This window comes from Pseudomonas sp. JL23 (assembly GCF_056933585.1).
Genome location: NZ_CM167795.1, coordinates 5,624,581 through 5,638,239 on the forward strand (window position 1 = coordinate 5,624,581; position 13,659 = coordinate 5,638,239).

A 13,659-nucleotide genomic window follows, 5' to 3' on the forward strand; every position below is an offset into this window, starting at 1 on the left:
CCGCTATTGCCATTCCATCACCTTCGACGTTTAACTTGTTTAATGCTGCCTTTGCCCGGTCTATGGAGCCTATATAAAGTACCCTTGCATTTTTCACGACGGCACACAGGACTGTTAATCAAATTCGGCAGGGTCCGTCAAGCATCGATATGCACATAGTGCAGTGCAAAGGCATGAGAATCGAAAGCAGTAAAAAAACGGGGAGCGAATCTATCGTTCGATAAATTCGCTCCCCGGTTTCAAGCGTCAACTTCAAACTTACAAATGCGACTCCGCATATTCAGCCAGGATCGAGCGCGGCACACCCTGCAGGGTGATGTGCACGCCGTTGGGGAAGTCCTTGAAGCGCTCCGTGAGGTAGGTCAGGCCGGAACTGGTGGCCGACAGGTAAGGCGTATCGATCTGCGCCAGGTTACCCAGGCAGACCACTTTGGAACCGGCGCCGGCGCGGGTGATGATGGTTTTCATCTGATGCGGGGTGAGGTTCTGGCATTCGTCGATGAGGATCAGGCTCTGCTGGAAGCTGCGACCACGAATGTAGTTAAGGGATTTGAACTGCAAGGGCACTTTGCTGAGGATGTAGTCGACGCTGCCATGGGTGTTTTCGTCATCCATGTGCAAGGCTTCGAGGTTGTCGGTGATGGCGCCGAGCCACGGCTCCATTTTTTCTGCTTCGGTGCCGGGCAGGAAACCGATCTCCTGGTCCAGCCCCTGCACGCTGCGGGTAGCGATGATGCGGCGATAGCGTTTGCTGACCATGGTCTGCTCGATGGCAGCGGCCAGGGCGAGAATGGTCTTGCCGGAGCCCGCAGCGCCGGACAGGTTGACCAGGTGGATATCGGGATCAAGCAGGGCGAACAGCGCCAGGCCCTGATAGATGTCGCGAGGCTTGAGGCCCCAGGCTTCCTGATGCAGCAGCGGTTCCTGATGCATGTCCAGAATCAGCAGTTCATCGGCCTTGACGCCCTTGATCCAGCCGACGAAGCCCTGCTCATCAACAATGAACTCGTTGATATGCACGGAAGGCAGTGCATCGCTCATCTGCACACGGTGCCAAGTGCGGCCATGATCCTGACGGGTCTCGACCTTGCTGACCCGGTCCCAGAACGAGCCGGTCAAGGTGTGATAGCCACGGGACAGCATCGACACATCATCGACCAACTGGTCGGTGCTGTAGTCTTCGGCAGCGATCCCGCAGGCCCGCGCCTTGAGGCGCATATTGATGTCTTTGGTCACCAGCACCAGGCGCAAGTCCTTGTCGCGCGCGTGCAGGTCGATCAACTGGTTGATGATGATGTTGTCGTTGAGGTGTTCAGGCAGCAGGCTGTTGGGTTCCTCGCGTTTGCTCATGAGGATCGACAGAAAGCCCTTGAACACGCCGGTGCCGCGATCGATCGGTACGCCTTTTTCAACATCCTCCGGTGTGGCTTCGCCCAGGGTCTTGTCGATCAGGCGGATGGCCTGACGGCATTCCGCAGCCACCGAATGCTTGCCTGCCTTGAGTTTGTCGAGCTCCTCAAGGACCGTCATCGGGATGGCGACGTGGTGTTCTTCGAAGTTCAGCAGTGCGTTTGGATCATGAATCAATACGTTGGTATCGAGCACGTAAAGGATTGGCTGGTTAGAGGAAGGGGTGCGTCCGTGATCATCCATACTCGCTCACCTTTATAGAAGCCAGGCGGCGCAGAGCCAACATACTGCGCCACGAAAAGGCCGCCGAGGCTCTCTCCTTCAGGCAGGAGAGAAATGCTCAAAATGGAGTCCGGGAAGACGCCACCTGTGTTGCAGGGTTCGGCGGTCTGTCTTCGTAATACCGCAAAACAGATGACAGAAAAAAGCTCTTTGACAGTTTTTTGAAGTTTATTTCACAGTATGACGAATAGCCCTTGGCGGGGGCGCCGTGCACGTTTACAGTCGGAAGTCCGCTCCAGGCAAAATCACGTAGGAATCTTCCTGCGCATCCCGCTTAAAACCTTCTCCAGCCCTTATTCCACGGGCCTTTCCGGTATCTGACGACAGTCCTGCCACTGCACGCCGCTTTGTCCGGTATTGAGCAGCAGCCAGGGCAATGCATCCTGGGCTTTGCTGCCGGTGTCATGAAACATGATGGTGCCACGGCGCCAGAGCAGCATCAGGGTCAGTACGCGCTCGGCACTCTGTTGGGGCGTGATACGCGGATTCAGGTCCTGGGAGTCGATGCTCCACAATGAAACCCGCAGATCCTGGGATCGGAAAAATTCCGCGCTGTCGGCCCGACGATGGCCGTAGGGCGGTCGGAACAGTGGCACGTAGTTGTCGGGCAACAGCTGCTGAACCAGTGCGGCACTGCGCGCCACCGAGTTCTGCCAGTCGACCCACTGGCTGTGGGAACGATACTCCCAACCCTGAATACCGACGCATTGCAGGCGGTAGAGATCCTGCAACTTGGTCACCGAGCTGTCTTCCAGACGATCCTGCAGGCTTTTGCCCAGCACATTGAAGGTCGCGGTGAGTTTCTGCTGGCGCATGAAGTCGGCCAGCCAGTCGGTGCCACCATCGACTGCCGTCGGGCCGCTGTCGAAATTGAGCATGAAGCTGCGATCGGGCATTTCATCGCCACTCAGCTCATCGGAGTTGTAACGCTCGATCTCGCTGCTGGTCTGGGGGAACAGCGCCGCCATGCGCAGCAGCTCATTCAGATAGCGGGTGTGAAAGGCATTGCTCGGCTTGGCCCAGCTGGCATAGAAGGAGTCATCGGCGATCTGGTACTCGGCGGCGCGCTCGCGCAACTGGTCCATTTCATCGGCCAGCACGCAGAAAGAGGCGTCCTGTTCGCAGCTCTTCTGGGCAAACTGATAGTTCTCCAGCAGGCGCGTCCACAGGCGGTTACGCACCAGGTTGATCGACTGCATATTGATCGAACGCAGGCCCAGGCGCGCCTTGAGGCCCTCTTCGTCGAGTCCTTCGCTGAGATACAGGGCATGAGCGAACGCTAGGATTTCCGCGCGCGAGGCGACATCGAACAATTGCTCCGAGGTCAATTGCTCGGGCCAGACACTGCGGTCCATGGTCGCCGGCAGCGGCAACGCTGCCTGGGCATTGAGCCAGAAGACTCCGGTGCACACTGCTATCAAGATCCGCAAAGCCACTGCTCTCATCCTTAGACAAACCTGTTTGAACCAGCCCGGCACTATAGCCGATCCCGATGCCACACCTGATGTCGTGGCTGATACAAAGCCGGGCGAGCTGTGATCGAGTCGAGACTATCGCCTCCATAGCTGGAGTCATAGCGCCCAAGTCCCTAGAATCCCCCGACGATTAAAGGAGACGACGTTATGCTGATGGTGATTTCCCCAGCCAAAACCCTCGATTTCGAAACACCGCCCACCACGACGCGTTTCACCCAACCGCAATATCTGGACCACTCTCAGGAACTGATCACGCAGTTGCGCGAATTGAGCCCGGCGCAGATCAGTGAGCTGATGCACCTGTCGGACAAGCTGGCCGGGCTGAACGCCGCGCGCTTCGGCAGCTGGACGCCCGCCTTCACCCCGGCCAACGCCAAGCAGGCGCTGCTGGCATTCAAGGGCGATGTCTACACCGGCCTGAACGCCGAGACCCTGAGTGACGATCAACTCAGCTATGCCCAGGACCACCTGCGCATGCTCTCGGGCCTGTACGGCCTGCTGCGCCCGCTGGACCTGATGCAGCCCTACCGCCTGGAAATGGGCACACGCCTGGCCAACGCCCGGGGCAAGGACCTGTACGCCTTCTGGGGCACGCGCATCAGCGAATGGCTGAACCAGGCCCTGGCTGATCAAGGTGATGACCTGCTGCTGAACCTGGCCTCTACCGAATATTTTTCGGCGGTCAAGCGTTCGGCCCTCAAGGCGCGGATCATCGACACCGAGTTCAAGGACCTGAAGAACGGCCAGTACAAGATCATCAGCTTCTACGCCAAAAAGGCCCGGGGCATGATGAGCCGCTTCGTCATCAGCGAGCGTATCAACGATCCGGCCGCCCTTAAGCAGTTCGACGTGCAGGGTTATCGCTACAGCAGCGAGCAATCGAGCCCGGACAAGCTGGTGTTCCTGCGTGACAGCCCCGAGCAATAGTCGAACACGCCGCAAACGCGTGAATTGAAATGCGATTTCTGTAGGACCGGCTTTAGCCGGGAGGGCACCTGCGAAGCAAATGACGCTCTCCCGGCTAAAGCCGGTGCTACGGCCAAATGTTTACCTGGCGACAATCGCTCAAATGACGACTTATTGACGACATTAAATTGTCAGGCAGCTAGCCAACTTGGCATTCTCAAAAAAATAACAACTTTTTTTCGCTGCTGGCATTTCGCTCATTTGCAGTAGTGGCACAAAAACATCCCCCTCGCGCAACTACCCATGAACTAAGGGCGAAACACAAGTTGCCATCAAATTGCGACTACCGTCACATTTCTCCCATTTCCGCCTGATTCTCAAAAAGAGGACGAGTGGCCCGGAACTTATCCAAATGGCACAGGCTCCTACATCCCGTAACAATTATCGTCTGTGACGTGAGAGATCACTTACATCACACCGAGAAAATCAGGAAGTTCCAAGAGGAACTTCTGGCTTAACCGCCAGAGCCCATGTATCGGGAGAAGCAGCACCTACATTAGTTGGAGTAAGACGGGCACGGCACCACCGAAGTGCTGGCAAACGATCACTCAGGCGCATCAGGCCGTGGGCTCTGGCTCAGGGTTGTGATTGAGGATTCGTGTGCATCCGCCCACAGGGAGTGGCTCACCACTTCACCAGAGCAAGATCCCGTGCCCGTCGGACACGAGCTACTTGCCACTCATCGCTACTGCGGTTCGAGGTTGCCTAAGTTAATAGGCACTCATTATTAATCCTGCCTGCGTTCGATTCTTCGGCCTTAACCCGTTGAACTTTCGAGTGCGCGTTAACTGCTGGTCAATACAACTTATCCAGCCAACTTATGGCGTGAAATCGAGGAGAAAGACGATGCGTATCAGCATCTTTGGTTTGGGCTACGTCGGTGCAGTATGTGCCGGTTGCCTGTCAGCGCGAGGTCATGATGTAGTCGGTGTGGATATCTCCAGCGCCAAGATTGACCTTATCAACCAGGGCAAGTCGCCCATCGTCGAACCGGGCTTGGGCGAGTTGCTCGATAAGGGCATCAAGACCGGCCGACTGCGCGGTACCACGGACTTTTCCGAGGCCATCCGTGCCACTGATGTGTCGATGATCTGCGTCGGCACGCCAAGCAAGAAGAACGGCGATCTGGAACTGGATTTCATCGAGTCCGTCTGCCGCGAAATCGGCTTTGTCCTGCGTGACAAGACTTCCCGCCACACCATCGTGGTGCGCAGTACCGTACTGCCGGGCACTGTCGCCAACGTGGTGATTCCTATCCTCGAAGACTGTTCCGGCAAGAAGGCCGGTGTCGATTTCGGTGTCGCGGTGAACCCTGAGTTCCTGCGTGAAAGCACCGCGATCAAAGACTACGACCATCCGCCAATGACCGTTATCGGCGAGTTCGACAAAGCTTCCGGCGATGTGCTGCAAGCCCTGTACGAAGAACTCGACGCGCCGATCATCCGCAAGGACATCGCCGTTGCCGAGATGATCAAGTACACCTGCAACGTCTGGCATGCGACCAAGGTCACCTTCGCCAACGAAATCGGCAACATCGCCAAGGCGGTGGGTGTCGACGGTCGCGAAGTGATGGAAGTGGTCTGCCAGGACAAACAGTTGAACCTGTCCCAGTACTACATGCGTCCTGGCTTCGCTTTCGGCGGCTCCTGCCTGCCAAAAGACGTCCGCGCCCTGACCTACCGCGCCAGCAGCCTGGATGTGGAAGCGCCACTGCTCAACTCGCTGATGCGCAGCAACGTCTCCCAGGTACAGAACGCCTTCGACATCGTCGCCAGCCACGACACCCGCAAAGTCGCCCTGCTCGGCCTGAGCTTCAAGGCCGGTACTGACGACCTGCGCGAGAGCCCGCTGGTGGAACTGGCCGAGATGCTGATCGGCAAGGGCTTCGACCTGAGCATCTTCGACAGCAACGTCGAATACGCCCGCGTCCACGGTGCCAACAAGGACTACATCGAGTCGAAGATCCCTCACGTTTCCTCGCTGCTCAACTCTGATTTCGATCAGGTGATCAACGACTCCGACGTGATCATCCTCGGCAACCGTGACGAGCGCTTCCGTGCTCTGGCGGACAAGGCTCCGGCCGGCAAGCACGTCGTCGACCTGGTGGGCTTCATGACCAAGACCACCGGTGAAAGCGGCCAGTCCGAAGGGATTTGCTGGTAACGAAAGCAGCTACACGCTGCAAGCGGCAAGCCACGAGCTCAAGGTCAACATCCTCTTGAAGCTCGCAGCTTGCAGCTTGCAGCTATCCAGCCAAGGGATTCGATTATGCAAAGGCTAAAGCATGGCCTCCTACAGGCCGCAGGTTGGCTGTTTTACCTCAGTTTCTTGATGGCCCTGGCCCTGGCCTTGCCGACGAGCATCTTTGACTCGCAGTCCAAGAACTTCATTTTCCTGATTGGCGCCGTGGGTATCTGGCGCTACTCGATGGGCATTACGCACTTTCTGCGCGGCATGCTGTTTCTCTACGTGGTCTACCCGCACCTGCGGCGCAAAGTGCGCAAGCTGGGCGAGGCGGCGGATCCGTCCCACGTATTTCTGATGGTCACCAGTTTTCGCATCGATGCCCTGACCACTGCTCAGGTTTACAGCTCGGTGATCCGCGAAGCGATCGAATGCGGCTACCCGACCACCGTGGTCTGCTCCCTGGTGGAGATGTCTGACGAGCTGTTGGTCAAGGCCCTGTGGGCGCGGATGAATCCGCCGGCTCGCGTGACCCTGGACTTCGTGCGCATCGCCGGCACCGGCAAACGTGATGGCCTGGCCTTCGGTTTCCGCGCCATCTCCCGCCACCTGCCGGACGAGCGCGCAGTGGTAGCGGTGATCGACGGCGACACCGTGCTCAGCGAAGGCGTGGTGCGCAAGACCGTGCCGTGGTTCCAGTTGTTCGGCAATGTCGGCGGCCTGACCACCAACGAGTTCTGTGAAGTGCGCGGCGGCTACATCATGAGCGAGTGGCACAAGCTGCGTTTCGCCCAGCGCCACATCAATATGTGCTCCATGGCCCTGTCCAAGCGCGTGCTGACCATGACCGGGCGCATGTCGGTATTTCGCGCCACGGTGGTCACCGACCCCGAGTTCATTGCCGACGTCGAAAGCGATTCGCTGCACCACTGGCGCCTGGGCACTTTCAAGTTCCTCACCGGCGACGACAAGTCCAGCTGGTTCAGCCTGATGCGCCTGGGCTACGACACCTTTTACGTACCGGATGCGGCGATCAACACCGTTGAACACCCACCGGAAAAGAGCTTCCTCAAGGCCAGCCGCAAACTGATGTACCGCTGGTACGGCAACAACCTGCGGCAGAACTCCCGTGCCCTGGGCCTGGGTGTCAATCGCCTCGGCGTGTTCACCAGCGTAGTGCTGTTCGACCAGCGCGTGTCCATGTGGACGTCGATCCTCGGCCTGACTGTGGCCCTGATCGCCAGCTTCAAATACGGCGTGACCTTTTTGCTGATGTACCTGCTGTGGATCGGCATTACCCGCCTGATCCTCACCCTGCTGCTGTCGTGCAGCGGGCACAGCATCGGCCCGGCCTACCCGGTGATTCTCTATTACAACCAGATCGTCGGCGCCCTGATGAAGATCTACGTGTTCTTCCGTCTTGACCGCCAGTCCTGGACTCGTCAGGACACCAAGCTCAGCCGCGACATGGCCAGTTTCCAGGGTTGGTTCAACACCTGGTCGTCGCGAACCATGACCTTTTCCGCGGGCAGCATCTTCGTTGCCGTGCTGCTGACAATGGTCTGACAGGCCCCCATGGATCAACCGTTTAATCAGGAACTATCGTCATGAATACAGCCGTGAATGTGAACGTCGTCCATGAATCCGAAGCCCAGCGCCAACATGCACGGGTCAAGATTCCCGCCAAGCTGCGCCTGCTCAACGGGCAGCCCAACGCACCACTGGTGCGTATCGAAGACCTCTCTGCCGGTGGCCTGAGCTATATCGCCCCCGCCAGCCAGCGGCCAACCGTCGGTGAGGTGATCAAGGGTCGCCTGCAATTTCTCATCGACAACCTCGGCCTGGCCATGGATGTCGAGCTGCAAGTGCGCTCCCTCGACGCTGCCAGCGGCCGGGTCGGCTGCCAGTTCCAGCATCTGGAAGCCCAGGACATCGCCACCCTGCGCCACCTGATCACCTCGCACCTGAGCGGCGATATCGTCAGCATGGGCGAAGTGCTCGCCACCCTGCAGCGCGACAACTTCACCAAGGCGCGCAAGATCAAGGGTGACGGCAACGGCATGAGCGTGCTCGGCCGCATTCGCGCCGTGACCTTCAGCCTCGGTGTGTTTGTCATCGGTCTGGTAGCCTTCGGTTTCATCTTCAAGACGGTCTACGGCCTGTACTTCGTCAGCCACGCCGAAGCCGGTGTGGTCAGCGTGCCGGGCATGGACGTGACCATGCCTCGCGAAGGTACCGTGCAAAGCCTGGTCGGCGCCGATGGCGTAGTGACCAAGGACGCGCCACTGGCTTCGTTCAGCACCAACATGCTGGAAATGCTTCAGGGCCACCTCGATGACGCCCTGCTACAACCGGCCAAGGTCGAAGAACTGTTCGGTCGCAAACTCAGCGGCACCCTGACCAGCCCATGTGATTGCACCGTGGCCCGCCAACTGGTCGCCAACGGTCAGTACGCCGCCAAAGGCCAGGTGATCTTCCAACTGGTACCGCGCCATACCGCCGCCACCATCGACGCACGCTTCAGCTATCGCCAGTTCGGCAATGTCATGCCGGGCACCCGGGTGAACTTCCAGATTGCCGGTGAAAGCGAAACCCGCAGCGGCGTGATCACCAGCAGCACCAACCTGGCCGCCACCGACCTGTCCACTGACATCCGCGTGCAAATCCAGCCGGACGAAGCCCTGGACAGCCGCTACGCCGGCAAGCCGGTTGAAGTGACCAGCGATCGGGGCCCGTCCCTGAGCTGGATCATCGATAAAGCCATGGCCGCGGGTCTCTGACCATGACTGGCCCGTTGCGACACTTGTCGACTCCCGCGCTGTTGAGCATTGCTGTAGCCATCGGCATCAGCGGCTGCGCCGGTCTGCCTGACCAGCGCCTGGCCAATGAAGCCCTCAAGCACGGCGATACCGCTCTGGCCGAGCAGAACTACCGGCAACTGGCTGACCTGGGCTACAGCGACGCCCAGGTCGGGCTGGCCGATATCCAGGTCGAAAGCCGTGACCCGGCACAAATGAAACTGGCCGAGGCGACCTACCGCGCCGCCGCCGAGACCTCGGTGCGTGCGCAATCGCGTCTGGGTCGCCTGTTGGCCACCAAGCCCGGCGCCACCCCGGCCGAACAGCGTGAAGCCGAGGGTCTGCTGCAGAAGTCGATCAACAACGGCGAGACCGGCTCGGTCCTGCCGCTGGCCATGCTCTATCTGCAATATCCGCAGACCTTCCCCCAGGTCAACGCGCAGCAGAAGATCGATCAATGGCGCAAGGCCGGCTATCCCGAAGCCGGTCTGGCTCAGGTGCTGCTGTATCGCACCCAGGGCACCTACGATCAGCACCTGGCCGACGTCGAAAACATCTGCAAACCGCTGCTGGCCAGCACCGATATCTGCTACATCGAACTGGCCACTGTCTACCAGAAGCGCGGCGAAGCCGACAAAGACAAACTGGCCGCCCTGCTCGATCAACTGCAGGACGCCTATCGCATCGGCGTCGTCGATCCGGCACGGGTCGATGGCGTAGCGCGGGTACTGGCCGACCCCGAGATCGGCAAACCGGACGAGAAAACCGCCCAAGCGCTGCTGGAAAAAGTCGCGCCGGGCTACCCGGTTTCCTGGGTCACCCTGGCCAAGCTGCTCTACGACTTCCCGGACCTGGGCGACGTCAACAAGATGATGGAATACCTGGACAACGGCCGCGCCGCCGACCAGCCCCGCGCCGAACTGCTGCTGGGCAAGCTCTACTACGAGGGCAAGCTGGTCCCGGCCGATCCGGCCAAGTCCGAAGAACACCTGAAGAAAGCCGCCAATACCGAACTGGCCGCCCATTACTACCTGGGGCAGATCTATCGGCGTGGCTACCTGGGCGATGTCTACCCGCAGAAGGCCACTGACGAACTGCTCAAGGCCGCACGCGGCGGCCAGAACAGCGCCGATTTCGCCCTCGCCCAGCTGTTTTCCCAGGGCAAGGGCACCAAGCCTGATCCAGTCAACGCCTGGGTCTTCGGCCAACTGGCGCTCAAGCAAGACACTCCCGAAGCCAAGGATCTGGCCCAGCAACTCAGCGAACAATTGCCGCCTGAAAAGCTCGCAGTCGCCCAACGGCTGCTGCAACAAGAGCAACAGGTACGGGGCGCCACTGCCAACCAGAACAACACACTGGTGATGCAGGCCCTGCAAAAACAAGACGGCGAGGATGCACTATGAAGTTGAACCCCTTGATGGCAGCCGGGCTTGGCCTGGGCTTTACCCTGCTGTGGGCCTGCCCGACGCTGGCAGCCCTGACCGAAGACAAGAACTTCGGCATTGAAATCAAAGCCACCGCGCAATCCGAAGACGACCGCGACCTCGGCACCCGTGACGGCGGCGACGTCAACGGCCTGGGCCTGGACCTGCGTCCATGGGCTTACTTCGAGAACGGTAACTGGAGCGCCTACGCCATGGGCCAGGCCGTGACCGCCACCGATATCGTCGAAACCGATACCCTGCGCCAGTCCGCCGATGGCAGCCAGCAAGACGACAGCTCCGCCGACAAGCGCAAGCCCGACAAGAGCTACCTGGCCCTGCGTGAATTCTGGGTCGGCTACAGCGGCTTCACGCCCTACCCCGGCGAGATTCTCAAGTTCGGTCGCCAGCGCCTGCGCAACGACGACGGCCAGTGGCGCGACACCAATATCGAAGCACTGAACTGGGACTTCGACACCACCCTGCTGCGCGCCCATCTGGGTGCCGCCGAACGCTTCAGCGAATACCGCACCGACCTCACCGAACTGGCGCCCCAGGACAAGGATCGCCTGCATGTCTACGGCGATATCTACGCCCAGTGGATGCCCGGCCAATGGGTCGGCCTGCGCGCGCACCATACCCATGACGACGGCCACCTGAAGACCGGCAGCACCGAGGTCGACTCTCTGGACAAGACCGAGAACGGCGACCTGACCTGGCTCGGCCTGGACGTCAACAGCGACGCCTACAACCACAACAACACCAATACGATCAATTACTGGGGCAGCGTCACCGGCCTCAGTGGCTCGCGGCACAGCATCAGCCCGCTGGACCAGAACGGCGTGCGCGTCGCCGGGCAGAAAAGCAGCGACGACGTCAACGGCTGGGCCACCGACCTTGGCCTGCGTCTGCGCCTCGACCCGCAATGGCAGGTCGGCGCGGCCTACGCCCGGGCCAGCGGCGAGTACGAACAGAACGGCCTGGAGAGTAACCGCTCGGCCTTTACCGGCACTCGCTCGCGCGTCCACCGCTTCGGCGAAGCCTTTCGCGGCAGCATGAACAACATGCAGTCGGCAACCCTGTTCGGCTCCTGGGAACTACGCGACGAATACGACGCCAGCCTGGTCTACCACAAGTTCTGGCGCGTCGACGGCAACAAGCCGGTCACTGGCACCGGCATTGATGCGGTGGACAACAACACCGACCCGCTGACCGGCCTGGAATCGAGCACCTCCCTGCCGCTGGTCGATGGCAAGAAAGACCTGGGTCAGGAAATGGACCTGGTGGTCACCAAGTACTTCAAGCAAGGCCTGCTGCCGGCGGCCCTGAGCCAGTCCATCGATGAACCTTCGGCCCTGGTGCGTTTTCGTGGCGGCGTGTTCAAGCCCGGTGATGCCTATGGCAGCGGTGTGGACAGCTACATGCACCGCGCGTTTATCGACGTGATCTGGCGCTTCTGATGAACGCGCACAGGAGAAGACTTGTGGGCCGAGTTAATCCGACTAATTTCGCAGAGGGTGCAATGAGATGAACAGTCAAGTAAGCCGCAGGCTCTGGCCCTGCACCCTGCTCGGCGGCGCACTGTTGCTGGCAGGCGGTACGGCCCTGGCCAATGCCCCCGTTACCGGTGCCACCGACAAAGTGGTCAAGGAGCTGCAACAGGCCAAGACCTATACCATCAGCAGTCCGCCCGTAGGCCCCCTGAACCTGGCCAAGCCGGTGCCGCCGGACCTGTCTGGCTACACCGCCGAAGCAGCCGCCGCGAAGATCGTGCGCAGCAAGCCGGGCAAGGTGCGGGTTACCCGCTTCATGATGGAAGACGCCCTCAAGGAATTCGTCGGCGGCGATAACAAGCTGGCCGAATGGGTCCGCCGCCAGCACGGCATTCCCCAGGCGATCTTTATCGAAGACGGCTACGTCAACCTGCGTGACCTGACCAAGACCCTGCCGAAGAAATACTTCAGCGAGACCTCGCCGGGCGTGTTCCTGGCGCGGATCCCGATCGTGGTCGGGCGTAAAGGCATCTTCGAAATCGACGGCAAGACCCAGGAGCTGCGCCTGTCCCAGGAGGGCGGTTCGTTCCTGATCAACGACGGCCAGATGTTCATTCGTGACACCAGGGTCACTGGCTGGCGCGAGGCTGACAACGGCCCGGCGACCTTCCGTTCGCCCAAGGAATTCCGCCCGTTCCTGCTGGCCTGGGGCGGCACCGATACCTACATCATCAACAGCAAGATGGCCAGTTTCGGTTACGCCAACAGCAAGTCCTACGGGGTGAGTATTTCCCAGTACACGCCGAACATGGCCAAGGTGCTCAAGCGCCCGCAACCGACCGGCTGGATCATCGGCTCCGAGTTCAGCGACATGTGGTACGGCTTCTACTGCTATGAAGCGCGGGACGTTGTGGTCAAGGGCAATACCTACAAGGACAACATCGTCTACGGCATTGACCCCCATGACCGTTCCCACGGTCTGATCATCGCCGACAACATCGTCCACGGGACCAAGAAGAAGCACGGCATCATCATTTCCCGTGAAGTGAACGACAGCTTCATCTTCGGCAACAAGAGCTATGACAACCACCTTTCAGGCCTGGTGATCGACCGTAACAGCGTGAATAACCTGGTGGCCTACAACGAGATCTACCAGAACCACACCGACGGCATCACCTTGTACGAAAGCGCGGACAACCTGCTCTACGGCAACCGCGTCATCGCCAATCGCCGCCACGGCATCCGCGTGCGCAACAGCGTCAACGTGCGCCTCTACGAGAACATCGCCATGGGCAACGGCCTGATGGGCGTGTTCGGCCACATCAAGGACCTCAGCGACACCGACCGCGACATCGCCCTGGACCCCTTCGACGCCGAAGTTTCGCTGATCGTGGTCGGCGGTGAACTGGCCGGCAATGGCTCCGGTCCCCTGTCCATCGACTCGCCCCTGAGCCTGGAGCTGTACAAGGTATCGATGAAAGCCCCGGTCAAGGCCAGCGGCATCAGCTTCAACGGTGTGCTGGGAGAGCGTCAGGGGGAAATCCTCGATCTGCTGGTGCGCCAGCAAAAAGCCGTATTGATCGATCCGGTCGAACGCCAAGCCGATCTTCGCGACTGAGCACAGGTATTT

At 59.9% G+C, this 13,659-nt stretch carries 9 protein-coding genes; 7 read left to right on the forward strand and 2 right to left on the reverse strand.

Annotated elements, in window-relative coordinates:
- Positions 1-258 precede the first annotated feature (258 nt).
- On the reverse strand, positions 259-1,653 hold the full coding sequence (locus AC1Z24_RS25905) for a PhoH family protein (protein ID WP_259107420.1): 1,395 nt from the start codon (positions 1,651-1,653) through the stop codon (positions 259-261).
- Between the two features lie 332 nt (positions 1,654-1,985).
- Complete coding sequence (locus tag AC1Z24_RS25910) at positions 1,986-3,122, reverse strand: polysaccharide deacetylase family protein (RefSeq protein ID WP_483746719.1); 1,137 nt, start codon at positions 3,120-3,122, stop codon at positions 1,986-1,988.
- 192 nt (positions 3,123-3,314) lie between these two features.
- Between AC1Z24_RS25910 and yaaA the strand changes: the two genes are divergently transcribed.
- The 7 genes from yaaA to algG all read left to right on the forward strand — a co-directional run bounded on the left by yaaA (position 3,315) and on the right by algG (position 13,647).
- Positions 3,315-4,094 (forward strand): peroxide stress protein YaaA, encoded by a 780-nt coding sequence (gene yaaA / locus AC1Z24_RS25915; protein ID WP_483743262.1) that lies wholly within the window; start codon positions 3,315-3,317, stop codon positions 4,092-4,094.
- An 885-nt stretch (positions 4,095-4,979) separates the two neighbouring features.
- Positions 4,980-6,296 carry a nucleotide sugar dehydrogenase gene (locus AC1Z24_RS25920; RefSeq protein WP_483743263.1) on the forward strand — a complete coding sequence of 439 codons (1,317 nt, stop codon included), beginning with the start codon at positions 4,980-4,982 and terminating at the stop codon, positions 6,294-6,296.
- Between the two features lie 105 nt (positions 6,297-6,401).
- Entirely contained in the window at positions 6,402-7,883 is a 1,482-nt protein-coding gene (gene alg8, locus AC1Z24_RS25925) for a mannuronan synthase (RefSeq protein WP_483743264.1), read from the forward strand.
- A 41-nt stretch (positions 7,884-7,924) separates the two neighbouring features.
- Positions 7,925-9,097 (forward strand): PilZ domain-containing protein, encoded by a 1,173-nt coding sequence (locus AC1Z24_RS25930; RefSeq protein ID WP_483743265.1) that lies wholly within the window; start codon positions 7,925-7,927, stop codon positions 9,095-9,097.
- A gap of 2 nt (positions 9,098-9,099) precedes the next feature.
- Complete coding sequence (algK, locus tag AC1Z24_RS25935; RefSeq protein ID WP_483743266.1) at positions 9,100-10,518, forward strand: alginate biosynthesis TPR repeat lipoprotein AlgK; 1,419 nt, start codon at positions 9,100-9,102, stop codon at positions 10,516-10,518.
- Complete coding sequence (locus AC1Z24_RS25940; protein WP_483743267.1) at positions 10,515-11,996, forward strand: alginate export family protein; 1,482 nt, start codon at positions 10,515-10,517, stop codon at positions 11,994-11,996. The genes algK and AC1Z24_RS25940 overlap by 4 nt, the downstream gene beginning before the upstream one ends.
- A gap of 67 nt (positions 11,997-12,063) precedes the next feature.
- A complete protein-coding gene (gene algG / locus AC1Z24_RS25945) occupies positions 12,064-13,647 on the forward strand; it encodes a mannuronan 5-epimerase AlgG (protein ID WP_483743268.1) in 1,584 nt (527 codons plus the stop codon).
- The last annotated feature ends 12 nt before the right edge of the window (positions 13,648-13,659 follow it).